Annotated in this window: 22 protein-coding genes; 5 read left to right on the forward strand and 17 right to left on the reverse strand. The window is 42.3% G+C overall.

Annotation, left to right across the window (positions count from 1 at the left end):
• From tadF to OH463_RS19225, 11 genes are all read right to left on the reverse strand, one after another.
• On the reverse strand, positions 1-579 hold the full coding sequence (gene tadF, locus OH463_RS19175) for a tight adherence pilus pseudopilin TadF (protein ID WP_017190205.1): 579 nt from the start codon (positions 577-579) through the stop codon (positions 1-3).
• Positions 569-1,111: a TadE family protein gene (locus OH463_RS19180; protein ID WP_029788146.1), complete on the reverse strand. Its 543-nt coding sequence runs from the start codon at positions 1,109-1,111 to the stop codon at positions 569-571. Before OH463_RS19180 ends, tadF begins: the two co-directional genes overlap by 11 nt.
• On the reverse strand, positions 1,108-2,196 hold the full coding sequence (locus tag OH463_RS19185; RefSeq protein WP_061065036.1) for a tetratricopeptide repeat protein: 1,089 nt from the start codon (positions 2,194-2,196) through the stop codon (positions 1,108-1,110). The genes OH463_RS19180 and OH463_RS19185 overlap by 4 nt, the downstream gene beginning before the upstream one ends.
• Positions 2,196-3,062, reverse strand: coding sequence for a type II secretion system F family protein (locus OH463_RS19190; protein ID WP_258455475.1), 867 nt, complete (start codon positions 3,060-3,062; stop codon positions 2,196-2,198). The genes OH463_RS19185 and OH463_RS19190 overlap by 1 nt, the downstream gene beginning before the upstream one ends.
• Entirely contained in the window at positions 3,062-3,976 is a 915-nt protein-coding gene (locus tag OH463_RS19195; protein WP_049535983.1) for a type II secretion system F family protein, read from the reverse strand. The genes OH463_RS19190 and OH463_RS19195 overlap by 1 nt, the downstream gene beginning before the upstream one ends.
• Positions 3,973-5,238 (reverse strand): CpaF family protein, encoded by a 1,266-nt coding sequence (locus tag OH463_RS19200; protein WP_269992143.1) that lies wholly within the window; start codon positions 5,236-5,238, stop codon positions 3,973-3,975. Before OH463_RS19200 ends, OH463_RS19195 begins: the two co-directional genes overlap by 4 nt.
• Positions 5,235-6,434 carry an AAA family ATPase gene (locus OH463_RS19205; RefSeq protein WP_017190208.1) on the reverse strand — a complete coding sequence of 400 codons (1,200 nt, stop codon included), beginning with the start codon at positions 6,432-6,434 and terminating at the stop codon, positions 5,235-5,237. Before OH463_RS19205 ends, OH463_RS19200 begins: the two co-directional genes overlap by 4 nt.
• 3 nt (positions 6,435-6,437) lie before the next feature.
• On the reverse strand, positions 6,438-6,887 hold the full coding sequence (locus OH463_RS19210; RefSeq protein WP_005445974.1) for a hypothetical protein: 450 nt from the start codon (positions 6,885-6,887) through the stop codon (positions 6,438-6,440).
• Positions 6,887-8,230 (reverse strand): type II and III secretion system protein family protein, encoded by a 1,344-nt coding sequence (locus OH463_RS19215; protein ID WP_017190209.1) that lies wholly within the window; start codon positions 8,228-8,230, stop codon positions 6,887-6,889. The genes OH463_RS19210 and OH463_RS19215 overlap by 1 nt, the downstream gene beginning before the upstream one ends.
• A 2-nt stretch (positions 8,231-8,232) precedes the next feature.
• Complete coding sequence (locus OH463_RS19220) at positions 8,233-8,988, reverse strand: pilus assembly protein CpaB (protein WP_017190210.1); 756 nt, start codon at positions 8,986-8,988, stop codon at positions 8,233-8,235.
• Positions 8,989-9,079: 91 nt separating this feature from the next.
• Positions 9,080-9,286 (reverse strand): Flp family type IVb pilin, encoded by a 207-nt coding sequence (locus OH463_RS19225; RefSeq protein WP_005445979.1) that lies wholly within the window; start codon positions 9,284-9,286, stop codon positions 9,080-9,082.
• Between the two features lie 192 nt (positions 9,287-9,478).
• On the opposite strand from OH463_RS19225, the gene OH463_RS19230 reads away from it, so the two are divergent.
• Positions 9,479-9,925, forward strand: coding sequence for an A24 family peptidase (locus OH463_RS19230; RefSeq protein ID WP_061065040.1), 447 nt, complete (start codon positions 9,479-9,481; stop codon positions 9,923-9,925).
• 47 nt (positions 9,926-9,972) lie between these two features.
• Here OH463_RS19230 and OH463_RS19235 read toward each other — a convergent pair whose 3' ends face one another.
• From OH463_RS19235 to OH463_RS19245, 3 genes are all read right to left on the reverse strand, one after another.
• On the reverse strand, positions 9,973-10,881 hold the full coding sequence (locus OH463_RS19235; RefSeq protein ID WP_009697503.1) for a LysR family transcriptional regulator: 909 nt from the start codon (positions 10,879-10,881) through the stop codon (positions 9,973-9,975).
• A gap of 613 nt (positions 10,882-11,494) precedes the next feature.
• Positions 11,495-12,475: a GlxA family transcriptional regulator gene (locus tag OH463_RS19240; RefSeq protein ID WP_017190213.1), complete on the reverse strand. Its 981-nt coding sequence runs from the start codon at positions 12,473-12,475 to the stop codon at positions 11,495-11,497.
• A gap of 46 nt (positions 12,476-12,521) precedes the next feature.
• Positions 12,522-15,557 (reverse strand): M6 family metalloprotease domain-containing protein, encoded by a 3,036-nt coding sequence (locus tag OH463_RS19245; protein ID WP_269992150.1) that lies wholly within the window; start codon positions 15,555-15,557, stop codon positions 12,522-12,524.
• Positions 15,558-15,822: 265 nt separating this feature from the next.
• Between OH463_RS19245 and OH463_RS19250 the strand changes: the two genes are divergently transcribed.
• The 3 genes from OH463_RS19250 to OH463_RS19260 all read left to right on the forward strand — a co-directional run bounded on the left by OH463_RS19250 (position 15,823) and on the right by OH463_RS19260 (position 20,178).
• Positions 15,823-18,126 (forward strand): M9 family metallopeptidase, encoded by a 2,304-nt coding sequence (locus OH463_RS19250; protein WP_269992325.1) that lies wholly within the window; start codon positions 15,823-15,825, stop codon positions 18,124-18,126.
• Between the two features lie 173 nt (positions 18,127-18,299).
• Positions 18,300-19,010 (forward strand): EAL domain-containing protein, encoded by a 711-nt coding sequence (locus OH463_RS19255; RefSeq protein WP_269992152.1) that lies wholly within the window; start codon positions 18,300-18,302, stop codon positions 19,008-19,010.
• 229 nt (positions 19,011-19,239) lie between these two features.
• On the forward strand, positions 19,240-20,178 hold the full coding sequence (locus OH463_RS19260; protein ID WP_269992154.1) for a universal stress protein: 939 nt from the start codon (positions 19,240-19,242) through the stop codon (positions 20,176-20,178).
• Positions 20,179-20,356: 178 nt separating this feature from the next.
• Here OH463_RS19260 and gnd read toward each other — a convergent pair whose 3' ends face one another.
• Genes gnd through zwf form a run of 3 tightly spaced genes read right to left on the reverse strand, consistent with a single transcriptional unit; the run spans position 20,357 to position 24,061 of the window.
• Positions 20,357-21,805 (reverse strand): decarboxylating NADP(+)-dependent phosphogluconate dehydrogenase, encoded by a 1,449-nt coding sequence (gene gnd / locus OH463_RS19265; protein ID WP_005445995.1) that lies wholly within the window; start codon positions 21,803-21,805, stop codon positions 20,357-20,359.
• 40 nt (positions 21,806-21,845) lie between these two features.
• Positions 21,846-22,562: a 6-phosphogluconolactonase gene (gene pgl / locus OH463_RS19270; RefSeq protein ID WP_009704055.1), complete on the reverse strand. Its 717-nt coding sequence runs from the start codon at positions 22,560-22,562 to the stop codon at positions 21,846-21,848.
• Positions 22,559-24,061: a glucose-6-phosphate dehydrogenase gene (zwf, locus tag OH463_RS19275; RefSeq protein WP_005445999.1), complete on the reverse strand. Its 1,503-nt coding sequence runs from the start codon at positions 24,059-24,061 to the stop codon at positions 22,559-22,561. Before zwf ends, pgl begins: the two co-directional genes overlap by 4 nt.
• Positions 24,062-24,606: 545 nt before the next feature.
• Here zwf and OH463_RS19280 point away from each other — a divergent pair.
• The gene (locus OH463_RS19280) at positions 24,607-25,545 is read left to right on the forward strand and encodes a helix-turn-helix domain-containing protein (RefSeq protein WP_009697495.1); all 939 of its coding nucleotides are present in this window, start codon (positions 24,607-24,609) and stop codon (positions 25,543-25,545) included.
• Positions 25,546-25,549 lie beyond the last annotated feature (4 nt).

The following is a 25,549-nucleotide window of genomic DNA, read 5'->3' on the forward strand; positions in this document are numbered from 1 at the left end:
TTAAATCCTTGCAAATGAATAGGAACTGGTCACGACTTTGATCGGCTCACCGCTCATAAGACCGATAATGTTAAACGGCGTTTTGTAGCAAAGAGACACATGATAAAGAGGAAGGCGTCGGTTTTGCGTGGTCAAAGGCAATAGTTTTGTTGCTTTTTCCACTGTAATTTCCTCTAGATCCGGAAAATTACACCCCGCCGTCATGCCTTTTAAAGCGGTGGTTCTAACAAGCTTCTTATCTTTATCAATCAAAGATAGCTCTATGACTCGCATCCCCAGCTCATTTTCGTCAAAATCTGGTAGTGTGCGTTTCAACATGCCTTTCGCCATATCGAACGAATTGTTCATGTGTGTCTCGCACTGCTTACCTCCTGCGCCACAAATATCGAGCTCATTGGCAAACAACTGTCGGCGTTCACTAATAACACTGACGATCGAATACACAACCCTATCCAACTGCCCTTTTTTATTAACGGCGATGGTGTAGTTGATATGCATGGCAATAATGGAGCCAAAAAAGAGTAAGACCAATGCAAGCTCAACAATAAAAGCACCGGTTTGCTTTGACTTAGTTACCACAACTGATCTCCTCTCCTAACTTGAACGTACAGCGCTCGTACTCCTGAACCGCGACCATCTCGCGACTAATGTTCATGCTTGGCATAACAAAGTTAAACAGAGGCTGATAGGTGAAGCTCAATTGGTATATGGCAATTGGCATGTTGACTGAGTTTTCAGCAGTGTCGCCTTTCTTGATGTTTGGGCATTCACTCAACACTTTTCCACTGCGATTACAATGGATAAAGTCAGTTAGGTTTTTAAAGTAATAAACCGATGCCGAAACCGTTGAGTGATCAACAACTTTTGACCATAGTGCACCACCACTTGATTCAAGCTTGGTTTTTATTACGTCTTGGTAATCAATTTTTTCAGTACTGTGAGAGCTGCCTTGCTTTTTACTGCTCATCACTGCTGTGGTTAATGCATGATCCGTCACACCCATTGAGTACGTTAAAACCGACAAGTCAAACCAAGTAAACAGAACCATTAGTAAAACTGGCAAGCCCATTGCGGTCTCGACCGTCAAACTTCCCTTTTGAAACTTGATCATAGCTCGACGTACCTTTTCTTCGTGTAATCAACAACAAAGGCACCTTTGACATCCATGTTTTCAAGAAATTTCTTTGCGTCATTGATGTCACTGAACTCACCAATGCAGTAACGCTTCCATAAGCCGTGCGTGTAGGAATACACACTTCCATAATTGCCTTTCAGATAGTTTAAGTAATCCGAAGGAATCACCTTATAGGTTGCCAAAACTTGAATTCGGTAAATTGACGGCGCTTTAGGGCGTAAATTTTTTGGATCTAGAACTGAGCGTGCTACGTACTTTGGTTTCAAATCGACTGATTTCGTTTCCATTTCCATATTTTTCTTTTCCTTTACTTTAGCGACCTGCTTTGGTGGAGCTTTTTTCGTTACTTTTTTAGGAAGCGGTTTGACGCTCTGCATGAGTTTTTTCAGTTTGACTCGCGCTTCTTGTTCACTGCTGTCGTGCTTTAACACTTCCAATGCCACATCAGGTCGGTGTGATCGAGTCGAAGCTAATAGAAGATTTGAACGGACTTTTTCATCGTTCGGATTAGCCGCAAACAAGCTGTATAGCAGCTCCATTGCAGGTTCTGGACGACCTTGCAGCATCATCACGACGGCAATATTGTTATTCGCTTCTCGGTCAGACGCGCCGTTTTTCTTGCTGTCGTTGAAGTTGGCGATTGCACCGCTGTAGTCTTTCTTACGCGCTAAAATCTTACCTTTTAATAGATAATAATTACCTTCCGGACCACCATTTTCTAAATAATCATCTAAATAACGATCACTTGCGTCATAATTACGTTTTAGATATTCCAACTTAGCTAAGATATAAATAATCTCTGGGTCTTCGAGGTCTTTTTTCTCAAGAGTATTTATATATAATTCGGCAGACTTTTGATCTTTGTTATCGAGATATAAGTTAATCAGTTTTATCTTATAGCTTGGAACCTCAACCAAATTTGCTTTATAAAACTCGATCAATTGTTCAGTTTGTCCAGAATTAGTTAGTAGTTTTTCTTTGGTTACTAATTCCTGATTGATGGTGGAACACCCACTTAAAAGCAATAAAACAAAAAGGGAGATATAGTTTTTTACATTCATTATCCTAGCATCCTCATTATCCCTGGCGCTGCGATTAGAACAACAATAGGAACCATGATAAAAGTGATCATTGGTATGGACATTTTTGCCCCCATCTTTCCTATTCTTTCTTCCAAATCGAGCATGTTTATTTCTCGAATATCAGAAGCGAGGGAGGCTAATACCGCACCTACTGATGAGCCGTACTTCAAGCTTTGAGTAAGTGTCATAACAAAGCTTTGTGCCTCTGGGGTTGGAACCAGATCATAGAACTCAGTAAGTGCTCGATCCAAACCAACAATTTTGGCTCGTTCTGACGTTTTTTTAACAACATAAGCCAGGTTTTCATCGACTGTTTTTAACTCGTTCGATAAATATTCCAAGCTCGCTTCGAGCGTCATCCCGGTATGCACACACACGTTCATTAAGTCGAGTAAGAAAGGCAGTCGACTACTCACGTGACGAACATTCGCATTCCCTTTCGAAGAGATGTACATATCTGGCGCAATCAAACACACAAGCATCGAGACTGAGAATGAAATAAACGCAGATGAAAATTCCATGTCTCCTTGCATGTAAGAATAGCCAATAAATGCTAAACAAAATAACAGCGGTATAATCTTCAGCAGGTAATAGGCCTGTGCAATAAAATCACTATGAATCCCTGCTCTAACTAAGTTGTTTTTCGTTTCTTCTTTATTAAAAGACAGACGCGAAAGTTGTACTGCTAACTTTTCTGAAAAAGGCGTCTTTTCTTGGGTTGAGTCAATGATCTTTTTTGTCGAAATATTCGCTTTGGTTTTATCAAACACTTTTAATGAGTAATACGCGACAGATAATGAAATAAACAACCCTAATCCTAAAAAGATTAATTTTATATCGACCACTACTTCACCCCTCTTAATATCATGTAGATAAAGAAGAATCCGATAGCTTCACTGATCAACACGTAATAGAAAATAGGCTTCCCCCCATCTTCGAACATCACGAAGTTATAGTTATCTGGGCTTGTGAACTTCAAAATCATGATAAAGATAACTGGCAGAGCCGCGATGATTTTTGCTGAAGCACGCGCCTCTGACGTCAGTGCATTTTTCTTCTTCTCGATCGCCCTTGCTTCAAACATGATTCGGTTGATACGGTTAATGACGTCTTTTAGTTGGCCACCTCGACTCAAGTTGATTCGAATCGTCGCCGCAAAGAAAAAGTACTCAACATAAGGGAACGACGCAGCACTTCGCGCCAATACATCATCTGGGTCTTCACCGATAAGTAGACGCTCTGACATCTTCTTGAACTCTTCGCCTACTTCATTATCAAGCTGAGTACCCACGTATTCGAACGCATGGACAATACTCTGACCCGAGGAGAGCGCACCAGAAAGAATGTTCAGCGCATCCGGGAAGTTATCCTTGAATCGCTGCGCTTGGATGCCACTAAGTTTGAGAATAAACATCACAAACAATATTGGCTCCAAAGCAAGCAGCACTTTCCAATACTCAAACATGAAGAACCAATCGTTAACGAAGTAAACCGCTAATGAAGATCCCGCGAAAAAGCCAATCAATTTGATTCCTGCATTAGGACTCAACAGCTTTTTCAACTGCTTAAATTTATCCTTAATCTTTTTTCGGTAGCTGATATCAAAGCTTTCTGAATCGATAACCGCTCGAGAGCCAGAAACGCCCTCGAACGTATTAGATTGCTCAATGATTGATGTGATTTCTTTCTGTTTTTTCGAATGCCCAATAAACAGAAACAACGCAACTACAACCCATAGCAAAATGACAATCAGCATCATGAGAACAGCTCCTGCAGCGCCCCATCCAAGCCAAAGAACTTCGCGCGCTCATAAATTACAGAGCGCTTAGAAAGACCTGGCGTTCGAAATTCGCCCGAGATTTTGCCTTCATCACCCATTCCGTTGTTTTCAAACCGGAAGATATCTTCCATAACAACGTTGTCACCTTCGAGACCAACAATTTCACTGATAAACAAGAGCTTACGACTACCATCATGGAGTCGTCGTACTTGGACTATCAGGTCAACCGCACTCACGATGGTTCGACGAATCGCCTCAAGCGGTAGACTGGCTGTCGCCATCATTACCATACTCTCCACACGAGCAATCGCATCACGAGGGGTGTTCGCGTGAAGCGTAGACATTGAGCCATCGTGACCAGTGTTCATTGCTTGAAGCATTTCAAACGCTTCACCACCACGACACTCACCAACAATGATTCTATCTGGTCGCATACGCAGGGCGTTGATTACCAAATCTCGCGCAGTGATTTCACCCGTCCCTTCAACACTTGCTTGACGAGTTTCCAATCGAACAATGTGTGGTTGTTGCAATTGAAGTTCGGCCGCATCTTCAATGGTAACGATACGTTCACCACTACCAATGAAACCGGACAATGCGTTCAACAAGGTTGTTTTACCTGAACCCGTACCCCCAGAGATAAGGATGTTGCACTTACAATGGCTGGCAATCGAAAGCAGCTTTGCCATTTCAACCGATAGCGCGCCAAACTGAACCAAGTTTTCTAGCTTGATTTTTTGCTCTTTGAACTTACGAATCGAAATGGATGTCCCATCGATTGCAAGAGGCGGAATAACAATGTTTACACGACTTCCATCTTCCAAACGAGCATCACAAAGCGGTTTTGATTCATCAATTCGACGCCCCACATTTGAGGCAATACGCTTAGCAATGGTGTTGAGCTGTTTCTCGTTAACAAACTGAATTGGTGATTTTTCTACCTTACCGTTCAATTCGATAAAGATGTCCGAAGGACCATTGATCATGATGTCCGAGATTTCATCGTTATCGACCAACGCTTGAAGGGGACCAAGACCTTTCAACTCGTCAAGCAGTGCTTTAACCAGCTCTAAACGCTTTAAGCTACTGATTTGAAGTTGCTTCTTCTCAATAAGAATATTAACGGAGTCTTTTAGCTGGCTCTCAAGCTCCAACGGTTCAACGTCAACTAACGAGGCTGCATCTAAGGCGTCAAAGATCTCATCTCGAATTTCAATATAAACTTCTTTCAAGTGATTCATTTCTTAAACCACGCGAACTTTTTCTGCACTTTGACTTTTTTACCCGTCAACGAATTCACAATATTGGCAATAGCAGGTGCAAACTTAAGCTTTGCCGTATTTTGAATGCCTTGTTGAATAATGAGCTTCTCTAGATTGGCTTCATAAGCAAAATCAATCGCGTCTTTGGCTTTGATTTTCTCTTTCGCCCCTTGAAGCGGCATCATGTAGTCCTTCTGAGATCGCGTCATCGAGAAAATCACTCGATGCTCAGACTTACCCAGCTTCTTCTTGATCGAGTGGTACGCTCTTAGTGACGCCACAGAAGGTTCGCAAACAATAAAAATACGGTTGTATCGGTCACTGATGTCTTCTGCTGTCAGCTCATCAATCGCACTAAGCGGCATGGAATCAATGATAAAGTTGTATTGATCAACCAGTTCGTTAGAGATGCGAAACAACGAATCTACATGATCGCTCAAGCAAGCAACGTTCTTTTCTAATGTGAGGAAGTTGAGCTTATCTTTAACGGGTTTTACATAGCTTCCAGCAATCGCGGCATCCAGTTCAGACTGGTTCAAATCAATGCTGTTTTGCTGCGCTTTTAGCCCTTTTAAGCCTAGAAATATGTCTGAGTTTAGTGCGATGGTGTCATGCTCAACAAGCAAGGTTTTTAAGTTCGCTTGTTGACTCAAACTGTGTGAAAGAAAGGCACTGATCGTCGACACGCCCACCCCACCTTTGCTACCAAGCACTAAGACTCGCTTGGCAATGCGAGACTTCTTCTTAACTGTTGGTGAGAATGTCGCAGCACTTGACTCTTTAAGCGCCCCTAACAAACCATCGAGTTCAGGGTCCCAAAGAATGTAGTTGGCACCCAATGACAGGACTTTATCTCGCATCAGTATTGAGTCCATGTTACTCACTACAATAAGAGAAATGCTGACGTCTAATCTTGAAGAGATCTCCGCAACTTCTGAAATCAACTCACCACATGCTCTTAAGTCAAGAATGACATGTTTTATTTCAGCGTTAGTTTTATGCCAACTTTCGTCATCAATATCGTCGACTTTTAAAGGTGAAGCGAAACCTTCGATTGCATAGAGCTCGTCGATTGCTTGAAGAAAAGCCAAATCATCTGAAACAACCAGATCAATGGTGTTGTTCTTCTTATCTTTGCTTGATGAAGTCGTTTTGAATAGGTTATCTAAATCCATTTTTTACTCCGCCACAGGATTCGTCATACTCAAGCGTCTGTTGTATTCCAAGCTGCACCCAAATGGATGATGTTTAAGGGTGTTGAATGAAACAGCATCACAAGTTTGCTCTTGCATCTTGTGGTATTTCGCAACGATTTTTACGCCTTTGCTTTCGCTGTTTGCGTTTAGGGTATAACGCAACTTGTTTACGCCTTTGGCCTTGATTTCTTTCACAAAGCCATCAACAAACTGACTTTCTTTGGCGTCGTAGTTGATTGCAAATGTCGACTTCGGATACTGAAGATTGATTTGATTGACGAAGTTAACCGATTTATCCATCGCCACTTCTTTGTTTGTGACTCGAAACTCAAAGGTTTCTACAATTGTGTCTACGGTTGTTTTGTTTGGTGTTACCGATACCGAGCAACCCGAGAGTAATACAGAAACCACCAACAATAGGTTTGCCTTCATTAGTTAAAGCCTCCCGCCTTTATCGTATTTTCCAGCTCTTCGTCATCAACATTTGAAAGATCAAGTTTCAACAAACGCTCAAGGTCACTCGTTCGTTTGAACTTCGGCAGTTTAATATCGGTTTCTTTAACAGGATCGACGAGGTTAACTGTCGCTACGATAATCAGCTCAGTCTTTCTTCTTTCAGTATTGGTTTTACTAAACAGCGCACCCAAAATCGGGATATCACCCAGGTAAGGGATTTTGGCTAATGATTCCTGTTCTTCTGATGTCAACAGACCCGCTAGAACAAAGCTTTGACCATCTTTCAATTGCACGGTCGTTTGGGCTTTGCGAGTCCTCAAAGAAGGCACGCTGACTAGACCAGTGTTCACGCCATTTGTCTTATCAATAGAGCTCACTTCCGGTAGCAGTGACAAACGAATGTTTTCAGAATCCGTTACCTTAGCCACCATCGACAGCTTTACGCCGTACTCTTTGTAAGTAACAGAGATGCCGTCGTTATCGCGAACTGTAATAGGAATTTCACCACCAACTAAAAAGCTTGCGGACTCACCGGAAATCACAGATAAATTTGGCTCGGCAAGCACTTGTCCAATGCTGTCATTGCCACTCGCTGAAATAACCGCAACGATATCCTCAGCAGTAAAGTCCAAAATCTTATTGACGAACTGACCAGCAGTACCAACAGTCTTACCGTTTGTTTCGGCGTATGAAACTCCCAATTCGGTCAAGAATGAACTGGAGACTTCTGCAACCGTCAGTTTTACGTTGATTTGCTCTGTCGTGAGAACTTTCAGGTTGTTAATAATGTCTTCATACACATAGCTCGCTGTGTAATCGAGAGGGTCGCCATCTTCGCCGTTTGCGTTAGTAAGCTCAAAAGTATTTCTTTCTTTGCTCTTTTTCAGCATTTCACCTACGTGGCGATACACCTTGTTTTTGATTTCTTCGCTGCTCACGACACCATCAATGACAACCTGCTCACCAATGTTGGTCAGCTTAATATCTTCATCGGGATATCTTGCAATAAGTGTTTGTTTTAAAAGCCTTAAGCTTTTATTTACGACCACTTCTGCGTTGTAAATTTCGTTTCCTGCTCGGTCGTAAGCGATAATGGAAGTGGCACCACGGCCAATGCCGTAAATCACTAATTTCCCGTTTGCGATGACCTTGTAATCCGCAATTTGGGTATCCGCGACAAACACGGTATCAATGTTGCGTTTTACATTAATCGTCTTCGCTGCACCTTTATCAAGGCTTAATAGATCCCCAGCTGACGCGGAAGCTGGGAGAAGCAAAACCAATCCCAGCGTGACTGATAATATATTTTTATTGAACACCCTTAATTCCCTCTCAGCTGTCGAACGCCAAATCGATGCTCAATCAAATCGCTACTTTTGACAGATAAGTATTTATGAACCATCTTTGCTGGAACCAAGGTAATGGCTCCGATCTTCTGCGCCATTTCTAGCTTAAGTACCTGTTTAACGGTCAACGCGATAATCAAGCCATATTCTTCATTTGATGAATCATCATCTTCAGCAACGTTCATCGCTTGCAAGACCAAAGCCCCGTCAATGATGACGTTGCTTGTTAAGCTATCGATATCGGAATAGCCACTTTCTAATAAATTGGATTGAGATGAGGTTGTGGCTACAAAACTGACGCGATCGCCAGGTTGAATAGGAAGCGCTTCCACAATGCTACTGCCTTGCGACAAGTAGTAATAAGGCACTTGGTCTTTTTTAAGTGAAAGATACATGTAATCTTTTTCACCAGGATTAGAAACCAAGTCTGGTGTTAATTGCATACCTTCTTTGACGTCTTTCGCCCATAGCGCACCTGAATCAATCTTAATGCTCGAGTAAGGAACGTATGAATGCTGTTTTGCTTCCGACTCGGGAAACTCACGAATATCTATTGCATTGGCGTTAACCGGCTCAGCTTTGTTTACAGCTTGATTAACGAATGCGACCTCTACAAACACTTCATTTTCGACCACTGCCACTGGCTCAGGCTGATCAAAAAAATCGCTGACGTAGAAAAAAGCCAAAAACATAGTGATGGCAACAAATACAAAAACTAATGCTCTACTCATAGAATAAAAACCTTAAAAGAGAGGGAATCCCCTCTCTAGGCGCTTTAATTTTATAATTGCCCGTTCGTATAATTAAACAGACCCTTTTCCACTATTTTGCAGCGCTACTCATCGAAGTCTTAATTGCAGTCATGGCTTCAGTAAGAGTGTCTGATAATGTGCCATTCTTGAACACAAGCAAAATGATTGATGACATTGCAACCGCGATGATTGCGTATTCCACCGCAGTTACACCACGTTTGTCTGCCTTGAATTTATTACGGATATTACGAAGTTTAGAATTGATATTTAAAAGCATGTTTACCTCTATTTATTTAAATTAGCCACTCATTTAGTGAACGTAGAAAATCTACCTCAATAGAAACAATCACACCAATTAAGCTTTTTTATTCATTTATAAATAGTTGTTATAAACACATGTAATCCGTTACATAATAATTTATTATTAGGAAGCAATTGAATTCCAATCTCCCTCCATTAAAATAGTAAAATGAATTATATAAAATTTATCTTTTGGCTAACCTGCCTTGCCAGCGTGATGTGTATTTTTTATGGTGATATTCGCTATAGGATTGTGAAGCATCGATTCATTTTTCTTATCAGTGTTACCTCACTAGCTAGCTTGTATTATTCTCCAGCTCCTTTTAATCAAGTTCTGGTGAGTACATGTATTTTTATTGCATTCTTTTTGCTTTGGATGATGAACGTAGTTGGAGGTGGGGATGTAAAATTAATCGGTGCACTATTTTTAGGTGTACATAGTGAATATATGTTATTAGCAATGATTGCTATTGGATTATTGGGCGGAATTCAAATTCTTTTGATGTGGATGACGGCCATTTTTCGTCAAACTACTCCTTTTAAAAATGGTATTCCTTACACAATACCGATCGGTATTAGTGGACTTTTTTTCTTTTATCTATCCCTTGTTTCTTGACTATAAATACAAACGCCATGCCTATTTATAATAGGCATGGCGTTTTACTACATTACTTCACAACTGGTCAGTAAGGAAGTGGGAGGTTTTCTACTTACCACTCCTTTAGATGTGAGTCGGAAAGTTTCGGTAATCAAACTTCTTAAACGTTCTTGATCAATTTTCTTGGCTGCCGAATCGTTGCACCAAACATACATCTCAATGTATTTTGGTAATAAATATTGGCTACATTTGTGATCACCTAAGGTCCAACTTGGACAAACGACAAACGTGTTTGCTGCTTGTAGTTCGTTAATCATCAGTCGTGATGATGAGGTCGTAAGCCAATGTTTTACCTTAGAAATATCTACACCAAAAGAATCAAGAAGCACCTCGGCATCTCGCCTAGAAAGAGAGTTGCAAAAGACGATTCGCTCGGGATAGCACTCTTCAGGATCAACCGCGCAGTCACAAGCTAAAATGTATTGTTCTCTGTTTAGGGGAAATACACGCCCTTCCACAGATGTGGTATCACCGATGGCAAACACCAAATCGTGGTTTTCTTTATCGACACAATTAAGGTCGCTATAACTTGTCACAGCCAACTCGACGTCGTTATATACTCTGAAAGAACTGATTACTTTTGCGACTAACTCAGGGGCGAATGAATCAGAAATCGCAATAGAATACCGATCAAACATATCAACTTGAGCCAACTCATCAAATAATTGATCATATAACGACATCGTCTGATCCGTATAATCTAGTAATATTTGACCATGTTTAGTCAAGTTAAAACCATCCTTTCGGTCAAAGACTTCTGCGCCTATAGTACATTCAAGTTTTTTAATATGTTGTGAAACGGCTGGTTGGGTTAAATATAGACTTTCTGCAGCTGCAGTAAAACTTCTATGTCTTGCAACATGTGAAAAAGTGCGTAAGTACTTTACATCAATGGTTCGTTTATTAGCTTTCATTTAATTAACACCAAGACCCAATAATTATCCGATAGTTATAATTGTTATACATCCATAAAGCTACACATTGAGCCAGTTAATAATTGGCTTCCCGCTATAACTCAGCGTCTTATTCTACGTCTAACTATTCAACAGTTGTATAAGAAACACGTTGCTTATTTCTCAAATTTGCAACTGATCAGAGGAGATTTATTCTGGTGTAAATGACTGTTTTATTTATTATTTCGCGTTGCGAAATAATTAGTTAAAAAAAGATAATTTTATAATATTGTGTCTTAATCACCCCCTTTATGAGGCCTAAACCCCCCCTTTATATTTCGAGTGACTACTTAATAATATGCATACAGTTTTAATTTATAACAAACGATATACATTATAAGAACGACAATATTATTAATGGAAATTAAGTCATTATAAGTATCCATGTGTGTGAGTATAAGCTAACGTTATTAAAAATCAATCTAAAACCAACTCATTTATATTCGAACGAAAATAGCAAACGTTTGCTATTTTCGTTCGAATGACCGAGTAAGCATTAAACGACTAAAGAAATGATAATATTATTAATAACATTACATGTAGAGTGGCTATAGGTCATAAGATAAATTTATAATTAGACTTTTGCTTGCTTTTTCTTGCGATATTCAAGTGGTGAGCAATCATTTTCTCTCTTGAATATCTGCCTGAAAAATTGTGTATCAACATAGCCAGAACGACTAGCGACCTCATCAATGGACAGTTTTGTTGATCTCAACAACTCTTTAGCGAAAGACAAACGACCTAGTTGAATAAACTTAAGTGGACTAATCGAGGTCGCATCTTTAAAACGGCGCTTTAATTGCCTCTCTGACAAACAAGCTTCATTCGCTAGGTCGCTGATGGTAACGATGTCCAGATCCATAGTAAGAATCCATTTTTGGATTTTAAGAATTAGCTCATCCTTGTGTTGCATGTAGCGAAAGACATCACAATATGAATGCGAGTTTCCACTCCCTTCTATTGTGCTTAAGAATTGGTTACCTAGGTTTCTAGTCTGTTTTCCGAAGTACTCTTCGACAATCTCCAACATGACGTTTGAGTGAGAGTACGGTCCTGAAGATAAGTAGAGATTCCCATCGATGAGCGCTTTCTGCTCAGTCACTAACATGATCTCTGGGAAAAGCTCTCTAAAAAGGTGGGCGAAGTATGAGTGCATTACCGCTTTGTTCTGCTGCAAAAGCCCCGCCTTCGCAACGACAAAAATACCGGTATCAATGGCAACTATTTTGCTGCCTTTTTTATGTAATTTTTTGATCCAATCAACCAGTGCAGGATCAATCTTATCAAGCGATTCTAATGGGTCTCCTATGGAGCCAATAATTAGTATGTTAGTAAAATCAAAAGATTGCCATTGGGAAGTTGGTTGAACGCTTATCCCTCCTCGACCGCTCAATGGCCGGTTGTTTGGCGTTACGATATGTGTCATGAAACCCGGGAACTCAGCAAACTCAGCCGCTGTTTCTAGGATCTCTAATGAGCTTATTATTGACGCAAAATACCTCCCTGTCGGAGCTAATGCTACGACACGGAGGTTTTTCTTATTGTTTTCCTTCAATCTGCATTCATCCTGTGCATATAAGGCAATGAATTATAATGCTTTTCTACGGAATATCATTCCTTATTATGAATCTGTACAAATTATTACTCTTTGTTCTTAGGCTAATTAGCATCATACACAAAGTAATCCACAAGCCCATTGAGCCACCTTCTTCACTTTTACCAGGATCGGTTTCCGACACAACAGCTTGCTTAACGACCACTTCAACGGTTTTGGTAATGATCGCGCCATCTTTGTCGTTTACCGCCACTTCAAACGTCAGCTTTTCACTTTTCTTGCTGACTTTCGGTAAAGTCACTTCCACATTTGGTGTCTCTGTGGTGGTAAACTTAGCGGTGGTTCCTGAAACTTGGCGCCATTTGAACGAGTGATCAGCTGAGTCAACATCTTTTAGATCAAGGGCTGATAATGTGACTTTGTCGTTTTCTAGACCTTCTTTACGGCTTGCTTTTACCGCAAACGTTGGTTCATCATTGACCGCTTCAATCGTTATTACAGCCGTTGCAGTGTTAGATTCACGCCCGTTTTCTTTCACAATTGCAAATTCAAACTGGTCGTTACCAAAATAGTTTTCATCACTTTGGTAGGTATCGCCATCTAACTTACCATGCTTAGGCGCGGTTTTAATCACGATGGTGTCACCCTTCTCCAATCCTTGCTGCTGACGCAATTCAAGTGCTAAAGGCTTGTCTTCTTGGGTTTTGTATTGAAGGTTGCTCGCTGTGACAACTGGAGAATTGACGGTGATAACAACTTCACCTTCAGCCGTCGTACCAAAATCGTCAGACACTTGATACTTCATCACTGTTCTCTGCTCAGGAATATCTGAAACAGGTACTGAGTAACGAATTTTCTGCCCAGCAATTTCTGCACTGCCAATCGCTGGTTTTGTTGTGATTTTGTCCAACTTAATGGTGTTATTTGCATCAGAAGAACGATCGTTCGCTAATACATCAATCGTAACGCTTTCACCACTCATCAACGTCACAGAGTCTCTCTGGGCAGTAATGCTCGGTTTTGCTTGAGGTTTTTCTAACAAAGCAGCAAACGGATAGTTACGACCACGACCTTCGCTTAAACCATTCGTCTTGTACGTATTTGTAGTACCGAAAAACTGTTTCTTTTTCTGTCCGTTAGACAAGTAAGCATCCAAAAATGAGTAGCTGTATTCCGGCTTTGCGTTTTCTAATTCAATCACCAACAGCTGTTCGCCGTCATCAATCTCAAATGGTGCAGCAAACATCACTCGACCGCCCGAATCAGGAATCGCACCCGATGACACTTCAACTTGTGTATCAACGTTTATAGATGCATTCCCCCAGCGGTTAGTCGTTAAGTCATACTTAAACATGCGGTAGCGCATATCGGCATTTGGCTGAATTGGTTTCGCATACAAGTAGAAACCTACCAATGTCTTGTAACCTTCGTTGTTATCTAACCCAAACCCTATTGTGTTATTGCGTGAGTCTTCATAAACGTAAGTTCTTGACAGTGAGGTGATCCACGCCGATTTATTGTTTGAAGAAGGAATTGACGCTCGTAGCGATCCATTTTGCGCTGTGCTCGCAATATCATTAATTGAGATATTGGTTTCGCGCCCGCCAGTGATTGTTTTTAGCGAAGGCGATGTATCGTCCGTAACTGTCACTACATTGCTTGAACCAGGGAACACGTCCCCCTGATCAGACCAACCACGCGTTTGTAATTCATCAAGCCCATCCGCTTGGAAAACCTGTACTTGCATTGGACCATTGTCGTTAAAGCGATTGTCCACGCTCACTGCTGTGATTAGTAGCCCTTCACCAGATAACGCACGGTCATATTGGTTTTTGCGGCGGTTTTCGAAGTACGCTCTAGGTCCTTGTTGCTTCAAGTAAGGGTCGAGATACATCACTCCCTCGCCTTGTGCCGTTTCAATGGTCGCGGAACCAGAAGTATCAATGACCTTAGGTTTAATGAAACCAGCAGCTTCCTTACTCCATGCCAGCATATTGACCGGAGTTTCCCCTGCGTAGCTATCGCCTTGTTTTCTTGCCCAGCTTCCTCCGCCCATAAGACCCCATTGGCCCACGGAACCAGAATGCTTGTAGGAGTATAAATCCGGTAGTCCAAGCATCAAGTGTCCAAGCTCATGGGCAATGACCCCCATCGTAGACTGATGATTGCCTTGGAAGTCCGCAAACAAACAGTAATCACGGATCGTCTTACCATCGATCTCAACTGTATTGTGACTGAAGCGGTGAGGCCAGATATATGGTGAGTTAATTGAGCCCGCAGATTTATCGTATCCTGCAAATACAAACATCACCGACAGCTCATCAGGGCTAATTTTGTCATCGTTGTTATCGTCGTAAGTCGACAAATCTACGTAACGATCTAACTTATCGTAAGCCGCCTTGAACGCCGCTTTTAGCTTACCATCACACGTCGAATCATTTTTTGAATGGCAATTCGGATGTGCAATGTCCAGCGTAATATCGATAACACCATCATTCGCTGTGCCTTGTGTTTCTCTTGCCGGTTCAACGATATAACGTCCGTAACTGTTCTTGTGGAAGTAGTCTTTGACGCTTTGTTGGTTGTCACCAAAAATCACATCGGTAAAGTCGTTCACAAACGCTTCATCATTGAAGCTTACTTGGACAACCAACAAAGGCTGATGCTTTGGGTCATCTGTCGCGTTAACCGCTCGAAGTGGCGTTTGCTCAAAATAGGCATCGCTTAGCGGATCAATACGACTAGCAGGTACTAAAGAGGACGTCGGACTGACTTTTTCTTTTAACAGTGCTTTCACTGATTGTGGTGTTTCTAATTTGGCTTCCACACCAATTGAAGTCGCAACAAAGCGACCATCAACCACTTCGTGTTGACCATAAAACCATCCTGTATCTTCGTCATAGACGTAGATAATGCCTTCCCGGTCTTGATACCAAAAAGATTCTTGGTCGCCATAAAGTTTTAGCTCTTTCCTAGAGCCGTCATTTAATTGGAATTCATGCCAAGTAGGTGCAGGTAACGTATTAGCATGGGCAAAAGAAGCCATCAGTGTACTGATGATCGGAAAATATATTTTTTTCATATACTCGTCGACTAAGGTTAAAAAGTGACGTTATGTATATCAAAATCAATTTTTCCTTCCCAATTAACAATTCTACTAACGTTATAAAAAATGGTTATCTGATTAATATCACATTTAAATATCCTCAAGGATCATAAGACATATTTATTTTCTTATTAAATCCTATTATTTAACTATGGATTAGTAAAAATATATATTTAAATCCCATTTTAATTACAATACTAATTCTATGAAAAATATTACAACCGCATGTCTTCTTTTATCCATGCTTGGTGTTTTAACTGGATGTGGTGGCGATGATTCTTCCGGAGGTGTCACGACGGTTCCTATCGCTGATGTGGATTCCGGCGATAAAAATGATGACACCACTGACGCAGATTCAGATTCAGATTCAGATTCAGATTCTACAGCAGATGATGACGATACGGATACTGTCAACGATGACGACACCGTTACCGATGATGATACAACATCAGACGATGATAAAGACTCAGATGATGACACTACGGGTGATGATGACTCTACCAAAGACGACGGAACCACTGACGACGATACTGACGTAGATGACGATACCGAGCTTTTCCCACACAAAGGAAAATGTACTGTTACGGAACTTAACCTTGACCGAGTTAATATCGAATCACGTGTCGCCAACAGCGACTACGAGTGTATGAGAACTTGGTTCTCCCCTTCTGCTGAACAAGCAGATACCGTTTTTAGCACATTGAGTGTCACACGAATTAACGCTGGCTTAAAAAAAGCAATTGAAGCTTATAAAGGGAAAAAGGAACAAGCTCAGCAGATTTATTACTTGGGCGAGTTTATCAAAGCAGCGTATAAGAACCGACACGACACGTTTGCACGAGACTTACAGCCTTTCCCTTCGGAATTGGGCGCAGAGATCGCCGCTACGATCCAAGAGTTTTTACGCTCACCACACGCATTAACAGATGGACGTGAACAACAAGAAGCACTGGCATCCATGTTGATTGTTGTTGATAGCATTAGACAACTTGCCATTGCCGCTCCCGATGTTTTCGCTGTTCTCGATACCTTTTCTGAAGACAAAAGCGAGAGCTACTATTATCGCAAAGCGATCAACAATGTTTTTATCGCTATGGCAGGGCATTCCCAAACCAAAGCGTTTTACGATCTTATCGAGTCTGACCCACGTTATATTCATCGTTTGAGTGCTTTTATAACCCACAACGAATGGGCGATCGGAACGGATTCTGAACAATTACTCGGCAACGCCGCACGTGAGCTCGCTAGACTTGTCAAAACCCAAGATGCGAGCACAAAACAAGTCGTCATCGATACTTTACGTAGCTTGTTGGCACGTTACCCACTCGGTGGTAAATCGGACCGAATATGGGTTGGTATTGCTGAAATGGTCAATGCTTATGCGCCGGATTACCTAGAACAACTCGGGCTTGGTAATGCGAAGCAAGATCTAAAACAGAAAATCATGACATTCAGTTACGACTGTCGTGGACCTGCGCAAATACTCGCTCAGGAAATGACTGAAGCTCAAGCAGTGACAAGCTGCGAAACATTGAACCTGAAAGAAGATGACTTCCACCAAATTGTTAACACGGGATATCAGCCTGTCGCTGATGATCATAGCGACAGTGTTGACGTTATTGTTTTTAAAACCAAAAACGACTATTCAACCTACTCTAGCTTCCTATTCGGCAACACGACCAACAACGGCGGACAATTCCTCGAGCGAGACCCTTCCAAGCAAGGAAATGTACCTCGATTCGTCGCTTATCAAAACGGATGGGATGACGACTTTTCGATTCTAAACTTAGAGCATGAATACATTCACTATTTGGACGGACGATTTAACCAATACGGTGACTTCCACGAGACAATGCGCGAAGGTAGCATCGTTTGGTGGTTGGAAGGCTTCGCTGAATACATGCACTACAAAGACGGCTATACTGCGGCATTAGTACTTGGTAAAGACAAAACTCACACTTTAGATGAAGTGTTCCGTACCAACTACAGCGACGGTTTGAATCGTGTTTACCGTTGGGGCTACCTAGCCGTACGCTTTATGTTAGAAAAGCACCCTGAAGACGTAACCGAGCTTTTGGGATATTCACGTACCGGACAATACAAAGAGTGGGTTAAACTCCTTGAACGACTCGGTCCTGCCTACAATACAGAGTTTCACTCATGGCTAGATGAAGTAACCAAAGACATCGATGACACGGACATTTCTAAGCCGAAGCCAAAAGAAAAACCGAAGAAAATTGAGCTCAATACCAGCGTTCAAGTTAGTGGTGAAAAGTTCGCAGAGAAACTTTTCTTCGTCGACGTGACGCAGAGCTTCAATCAATTGGAAGTATCGATTACCGGTAGCGGTGACGCCGATTTATATGCTTGTTATGACAAAGTCTGTCACTACTTTGAGTACGAGTGGACCAACTTTACTCATGGCAGTAACGAATCCATTTCGATTCCAAAGAATGAAGACGGCACCATAAAAACGGGTCAATACTATTTCAGCATCAGTGGTCGTGACGAGTTCGACGTCGAACTATCAGTGGTCGCGAAATAAGCCACTCTCAACCTTCATTAAGCACCTGCTTTCCTTACGGTGCTTAATGAACATTAAATATAATTTATAGCGCTATTATAATTCTTAATTTCCTGAAGCAATTACTTTGGATATAAAATGCAAAACAATGCTTAAGTGTAACGTCGTAATATTAAATTGAAAAAGTGAATAATATGCAAAGGAATAAGCCTTACCTGCCTAACTTCAAATTGACTGACTTTGATATAGAAACATTAGCACAACCTATCATTTGCCCTAAAAGTCAAGAAATTCAATATTACGAAACGTTATCGAAGATTTGTACTTTTGACAAAAATAACATTAATAACGACGTCTTCTTTTCAATTGTAGATAATTCGTTTATTCAAACGCTCGCTTTACAGCAAATTCAATTTTCTCTCGCCCAATACCCACACCAGCGACACTCATTTAATATTAAGCTTTCATGTTTGGCTGACGAGCACTTTGTACAAAAGCTCTTAAGCTTCAACGGAGCCAAGTTCGCATTAGAAATCAGTGAGCTTGATTGCTATACCGAATCGAAAGAAATACACCATAACTTGTCGCAGTTACAGGCAAACAACATCGAAATTTGGTTGGATGATTATCATAGCAACAACAAACTCGCCAATATGTCGCTCGACACCATCTTTTGGGACCGTATTAAAATCGACAAAAGCTTCCTCAAGTACGCGGATCTAGAGTCTATACAAGCGTTAGAGTACTTCTTAGCACCATTTTGTTCTCGTGGTTTGATTTTTGAAGGTGTCGAAGACACTCAACATCATGAGATGCTTAAAGAGTGCCACTCTTTGGTCCAAGGCTACCACTATTCGCGCCCTTACCCATTGCAGTCTGAACAAGCTGTTTCGTTGTGTTCTTAACAAACGTCTTTCTTTTCCTAGCCATTCCTCCAGATAACGAAACGCCCAAAGATTCCCTCTTTGGGCGTTTTCATTTTCAAGCCGCGTTCAAACTCAATCATCCGTAATCTAGCTAAGGTATTGATCTCAGTTTGCACATCCAATTTATGTTGTTTCAGGTCAAGTAACCACACTATAAACATGGAAATATTACCTTTCTGATACAACACTTAATAAAAAGGAGGTGCGTATGAAAAGATTCAAAAACATCTTGTTCGTTAGCCAAGGATTGGCTGGCAAAAGTGACTCACTGGAACAAGCAATGAAACTTGCCACAATCCATGACGCTCGCTTATCTGGGCTTATCGTGTGCCCTGAGATGCCATCCAATATGCGCGAATACCAACAGACCTACGAAAATTCTCTGATAGACTCACTATTTACTGACATTAAAACCGCACAGTTGAATGATCCTTTCTCTGACGATGTAGAGCCGTTCCCAATCAGCGTTGAGAGTGGTGACAAACCTGTTGTCTCTATCATTCAACAAGTTAATAAACACCACTACGATCTGGTAATCAAAGATGCTGAGCCACTGGATGAGGGAACAAAAGGGTTTAAAGCGCTCGATATGAAATTATTGCGTAAATGCCCTTGCCCTGTATGGCTAAACCGAGCAGCAAAACATGTAACGGTATCGAAACGAGTGGCGGTGGCTATCGATCCCATCATTTCCAGTGAAGAGCAACAAGAGTTAACAGTTCATCTTCTCCAGTTAGCCCACTCCATCGCAGACTCCTACAACCAACAATTGCACATCGTGTCTTGTTGGGAGTATCAGATGGAAAGCTATCTAAGGCATCATATTTGGATTCAGATTGAAGATGAAGTGCTCGATCAACAAATCGAGTCTCACCGAATCGCACACCGTGAAGCATTGGATTCCATCATCCAAATTTCTGAAATTGATGGTGAGTTCTTTATCCATCACTTACACGGCTCCGCTGATGAGCAGATACCAAACTGGGTCAATAAAGAGGATGTAGATGTGCTTGTAATGGGCACCATTGCTCGAACGGGCATTCAAGGTATGGTCATTGGTAATACTGCCGAGAATGTCTTGCAGTCACTTGACTGTTCTTTGGTGGCGTTAAAACCAAAGAGTTTCGTTTCTCCCCTTTCGGTTTGAGTCAAAACACCAACACCTGGAGGGAATATAAGGACGAAATATGCCTATATGCCCAAGTGACTTCAAGGTATGGATTCTGCGCGTTACGTTAGATTTGAACCCAAGGAACACAGGTTGCAACGGTCATTAAAAAAGGATGCCACTTGGCATCCTTTTGTTTTAAATCACTAAAGCGCAATTAAACGTCGTAAGTTGTCGACGCTGTGTTACCGCCTGTACCAGTCCAGTTTGTGTGGAAGAATTCACCACGTGGACGATCCGTACGCTCGTAAGTGTGAGCACCGAAGTAGTCACGTTGAGCTTGAAGCAGGTTCGCTGGTAGACGAGCAGTTGTGTAACCATCTAGGAAAGATAGCGCAGAAATCGTACATGGCATTGGGATACCAGACTCTAGAGATTTCGCTGCTACTTTACGCCATGCCGCTAGGCTGCCTTGTAGGATGTTTTTGAAGTACTCATCAGAACCTAGGAATGCGATATCTGGGTTCGCTTCGTACGCATCACGAATGTTGCCTAGGAACGCAGAACGGATGATACAACCACCACGCCACATTAGTGCTACGTTACCGTAGTTTAGGTCCCAACCATTTTCGTTCGATGCTTCGCGCATTAGCATGAAGCCTTGAGCGTAAGAGATGATTTTAGATGCCAGTAGTGCTTGACGTAGTGCATCAACCCACTCTTGCTTGTCGCCTTCAACTGGTGTGATTGTCTTACCGAATAGAGACTCAGCTTCAACACGTTGGTCTTTCAATGCAGATAGGCAACGAGAGAATACAGATTCAGAGATAAGAGTCAGTGGAATACCTAAGTCTAGTGCGTTGATACCAGTCCATTTACCAGTACCTTTTTGGCCCGCTGTATCTAGGATCTTCTCTACTAGTGGTTCACCGTCTTCATCTTTGTAGCCAAGGATGTCAGCAGTGATTTCAACAAGGTAGCTATCTAGCTCAGTCTTGTTCCAATCTGCGAATACAGCTTGCATCTCATCTGCAGACATACCAAGACCATCTTTCATGAACTGGTAAGCTTCGGTGATAAGCTGCATGTCGCCGTATTCAATACCGTTGTGTACCATCTTAACGAAGTGACCTGCACCATCGTTACCAACCCAGTCACAACAAGGCTCACCAGCGTCAGTTTTCGCTGCAATACCTTGGAAGATAGGCTTAACAGCTTCCCATGCTTCAGCAGAACCACCAGGCATAATAGATGGACCAAAACGAGCACCTTCTTCACCACCAGATACACCAGTGCCGATGAAGTGGATGCCTTTTTCACGTAGTGCAGCAACGCGACGGTTTGTATCTGGGTAATTAGTGTTACCACCGTCAATAATGATGTCGCCTTTGTCTAGTAGAGGTACTAGAGCTTCGATGAACTTGTCTACAACTTCACCTGCGCGAACCATCAACATCACTTTACGTGGCGCTTCTAGCTTCTCTACTAGTTCTTCTAGAGAGTATGCACCGATGATGTTTGTGCCTTTCGCCGGACCTTCCAGGAACTCGTCTACTTTAGCAGCAGTACGGTTGTGAGCCACAACTTTAAAGCCGTGGTCGTTCATGTTTAGGATAAGGTTTTGACCCATTACAGCAAGGCCGATTACACCGATATCACCTTTCATTGTTTCTCTCCAATTGTCTTTTATTCGACCAGCGACCGTCTTAAACGATTTTCGCCGCTGCGTCTAAATCTAAATACCATTCCGTCAGACCCGATGTCGCTTGGATCTTCGCCGCCGGATATGGAAGTACGCGTGCTGGTGAGCTGTTAATCTCTTCAATGATATCTGCTTTACCAGCACCAAGTACTAAGTAACTGATGCGCTTCGCTGCTTCTAATACGCGTGCCGTCTTTGATACGCGAATCTGACCAGACTCAGGATGAGACGCCAACACTGATAGGTTCTCATCATCGTAGTTTGTCTGACCCGGGAACAGTGATGCAGTATGACCATCTGCGCCAACACCAAGCAAGATCCAATCAAACACAGGAGTGCCATTTTCAGTTGGAATCACTTCTGCCATCTCTTTCGCAAAACGTTCTGCTTCTACTTTTGGCTCTTCTTCACCACGGATACGGTGAATGTTCTCAGCAGGAATATTGACCTGCGTAAAGAGTAGAGCATTTGCTTCGCCATAGTTGCTTTCTGCATCATCAGGCGCAACGCAGCGCTCATCACCCCACCAGAAGTGGAGGTTTTGCCACTGAATTGACGTCGCGTAAACCTCTGTTGCCAGAAGCTTAAACAGCATTTTAGGTGTGCTGCCGCCAGAAAGAGAGATGTGAACAGGTCGGCCCATTTCGCTAAACGCTTTCATATCGTTAGCAAGGCTTTCTACTACCTGCTCTGCTGTTTGGTAGATCTTGTGGTTGATCATAGTTCGCAGTAGTCCGTATCTGTTAGGTTTTTACAAGGGAAACGCCATGCGCGGTTAGCTCGCTGTAGCAAGTCGTCCGCTTCTTTTGGTCCCCATGTACCACATGCGTATCCGAATAGCGCTTGTGGGTCTTGCTTGAAATCTAGAATTGGTTGCACGTATTTCCAACACGCTTCAACCGCATCGCTACGAGCAAATAGCGTCGCATCACCATTTAAGGCATCAAGAAGTAGACGCTCATAAGCAGTCAGCATTTGGGTTTCTTGCAGATCAGCGTAATGGAAGTTCATTTTCACTTCCTTCGCTTTAAAGCCTGCGCCCGGCTCTTTCAGACCAAAGCTCATTTGGATGCCTTCGTCTGGCTGAATACGAATAATCAGCTTGTTCTCTGGTGCGTTTTGTCCAAACACTGGGTGTGGTGTTTGTTTAAAGTGGATAACCACTTCTGTCACGCGAGTCGGTAGACGCTTACCTGTACGTACGTAGAAAGGCACGCCATTCCAACGCCAGTTGTTGATGTAAGCTTTCAGACCGATGTAAGTCTCAGTACGAGAATCGTCTGCTACGCCGTTCTCTTCACGGTAACCTGGAAGTTGTTGACCACGAACTTCAGACGCCGTGTACTGACCCAATACAAGGTCGTTGCGAAGTGCGTCTTCATCCAGTGGTTTAAGACACTGAAGCACTTTCACGACTTCATCACGCATCGCGTCAGCATTGATTTGTGCAGGTGGCTCCATACCAACCATTGCCAGTACTTGTAGCAAGTGGTTTTGGAACATGTCGCGAACCGCACCTGAACCATCGTAGTAACCGCCACGCTCTTCTACGCCTAAGAATTCTGCGCCTGTGATTTCCACGTAATCAATGAAGTTACGGTTCCACAACGGCTCAAACATCGCGTTAGAGAAACGAAGTACAAGCAGGTTTTGAACCGTTTCTTTACCTAGGTAGTGGTCGATACGGTAGATCTGATGCTCTTGGAAGTGTTCGTGGATCTCTTTATCCAGTGAACGCGCTGATTCAAGGTCGTACCCGAATGGTTTCTCAATGATCAGACGCTTCCAACCATCTTCCTCATTGTTCAGACCGTGAGCTGCAAGGCTTGCAGGAATCACGCTGTATAGGCTTGGTGGCGTTGCAAGATAGAAAAGCGTATTACGTTGTTCGAATTGGTATTCGTTTGCCAGTTGGTCTAAGCGTGTCGCCAACTTGCTGTAATCTTGTGTGTCAGAAGTATTGATTGCTTGGTAATGCAGGTGATTGATAAATGCATTAAGCGTTTCTGGCTCAGTTTTCTCCATTTCCTGAAGCGATTTTTTCAGCTTTTCGCGGTAAGAATCGTCGCTGTACTCAGTACGACTTACGCCAAGAATGGCAAAATTCTCTGGAAGCTGTTTGTTCGCATAGAGGTGGTAGAGAGCAGGAATTAACTTACGGTACGTAAGGTCACCTGAAGCACCAAAAATAACGATGCTGCTGTTTTCTGGTATTACCATCATCTTTCCCTTAAAAACGAGGTACTTATTGTGTGCCCGGATACGGCTAAAGGATTGAGCCAACCCTATCAATGGCACTCAAAAATAGAAAATTGGTCTTACCTATTACGTTGATAGGTAAAGCCTATAGTCTCAAATCACTACAACTACTGAGCCCCTTAAACATAGTCTGGTTCTCAACATTTGGAGGTCATATAAGACGCTTATGTCTCTCGAGTACAACCTTGCACTCTTCGGAGGAGATTTCCGACACGGGGGCGTATTGTCTACGACTATTTGATTTACATCAACACTTGGCGGTGCAAACGTTTAAATAATTTACACAAATCATCATAATTAATTGAATTAAAAGAAATAAACACCCTGCCCAGTCTAGTGATAAAATTTAAGCAAAAACTCTAAAAAGATTATTTATTGTTCAACTTTGCAATCCATTACATAAGCTCTGTGCACTATGCAGAATTTACAACTCTACTTCATAGTTGTTGATAATGATACTTAATTAAAGATAATGGAGAATTCTATCAACACACGTTAGGACTGCTATGAATCAGGGCTCAGCAAAACAGCAATCGACGCATCGTATTCAAGGCGTATTGGATTACATTCATAGTAATCTTGATTCCCCTTTGAGCGTTGATGACATCTCGCAACAAAGTTGCTGGTCTCGCTGGCAGTTGCAGCGCGTGTTTCAGCAGCAAACAGGACTTTCGGTTGCAAACTACGTTAGAGAGCTTAAGTTAAGCTACGCAGCAGAGCGATTAGTCGGCGGAAGTGAGCGCTCTTTGGATATTGCGCTGGAAATGGGGTTTGCCTCCGAGCACGCATTCAGCCGCGCATTCAAGCAGATGTTTTCTGTCAGCCCTCGCGAATATAGAAAGAACCAACAGTTATCAGGGTTACGTAAACCATTTACGTTACGCCACCTTCCAGAAGCGTCGCACAATGACGGGCACTTTATCGAAGTAAAGATAGAAACGAAACCAAGCTTTTATCTACAGGGGCTTTCTCAACCAATCAGCGGTTTGTTCTCCCCTTCTCCAAACTTCCATTACAAAGTCCCGCAGTTGTGGCTTCAGCTTTCTCTTATTGCCGATCAAGTCGAAGAGCCACCAGTTCGCCATCTCGGTGTTATTGATGTTACCCACCCTCACTTTGATGGTTCGAATCTTCAATATTGGGCAGGTTATGAACTCGACGACAATGTCCATTTACCAAGCATTCCAAATGCAGTGTCCGATCAACTAGAGACATTATTCGTACCACAGCAAACTTATGCCGTGATCACTCACATCGGTAAGGCAGCGAAACTTGCGCAAACCCTTGAGTGGTTCATCATGTGTTGGTTACCTGCTTCAAATTATCGCGGTGTCGATGGGTATGAGCTTGAAAATTATCCGGCAGACTACCAGCCAAACAGTGATAACGCCCAAATGCAATACTGGTTACCCGTAGAGCGTTGTTACAGCCGATACTCGAAGTAAGAGA

The organism is Vibrio sp. NFR, from assembly GCF_027587095.1.
GTDB lineage: Bacteria > Pseudomonadota > Gammaproteobacteria > Enterobacterales > Vibrionaceae > Vibrio > Vibrio harveyi.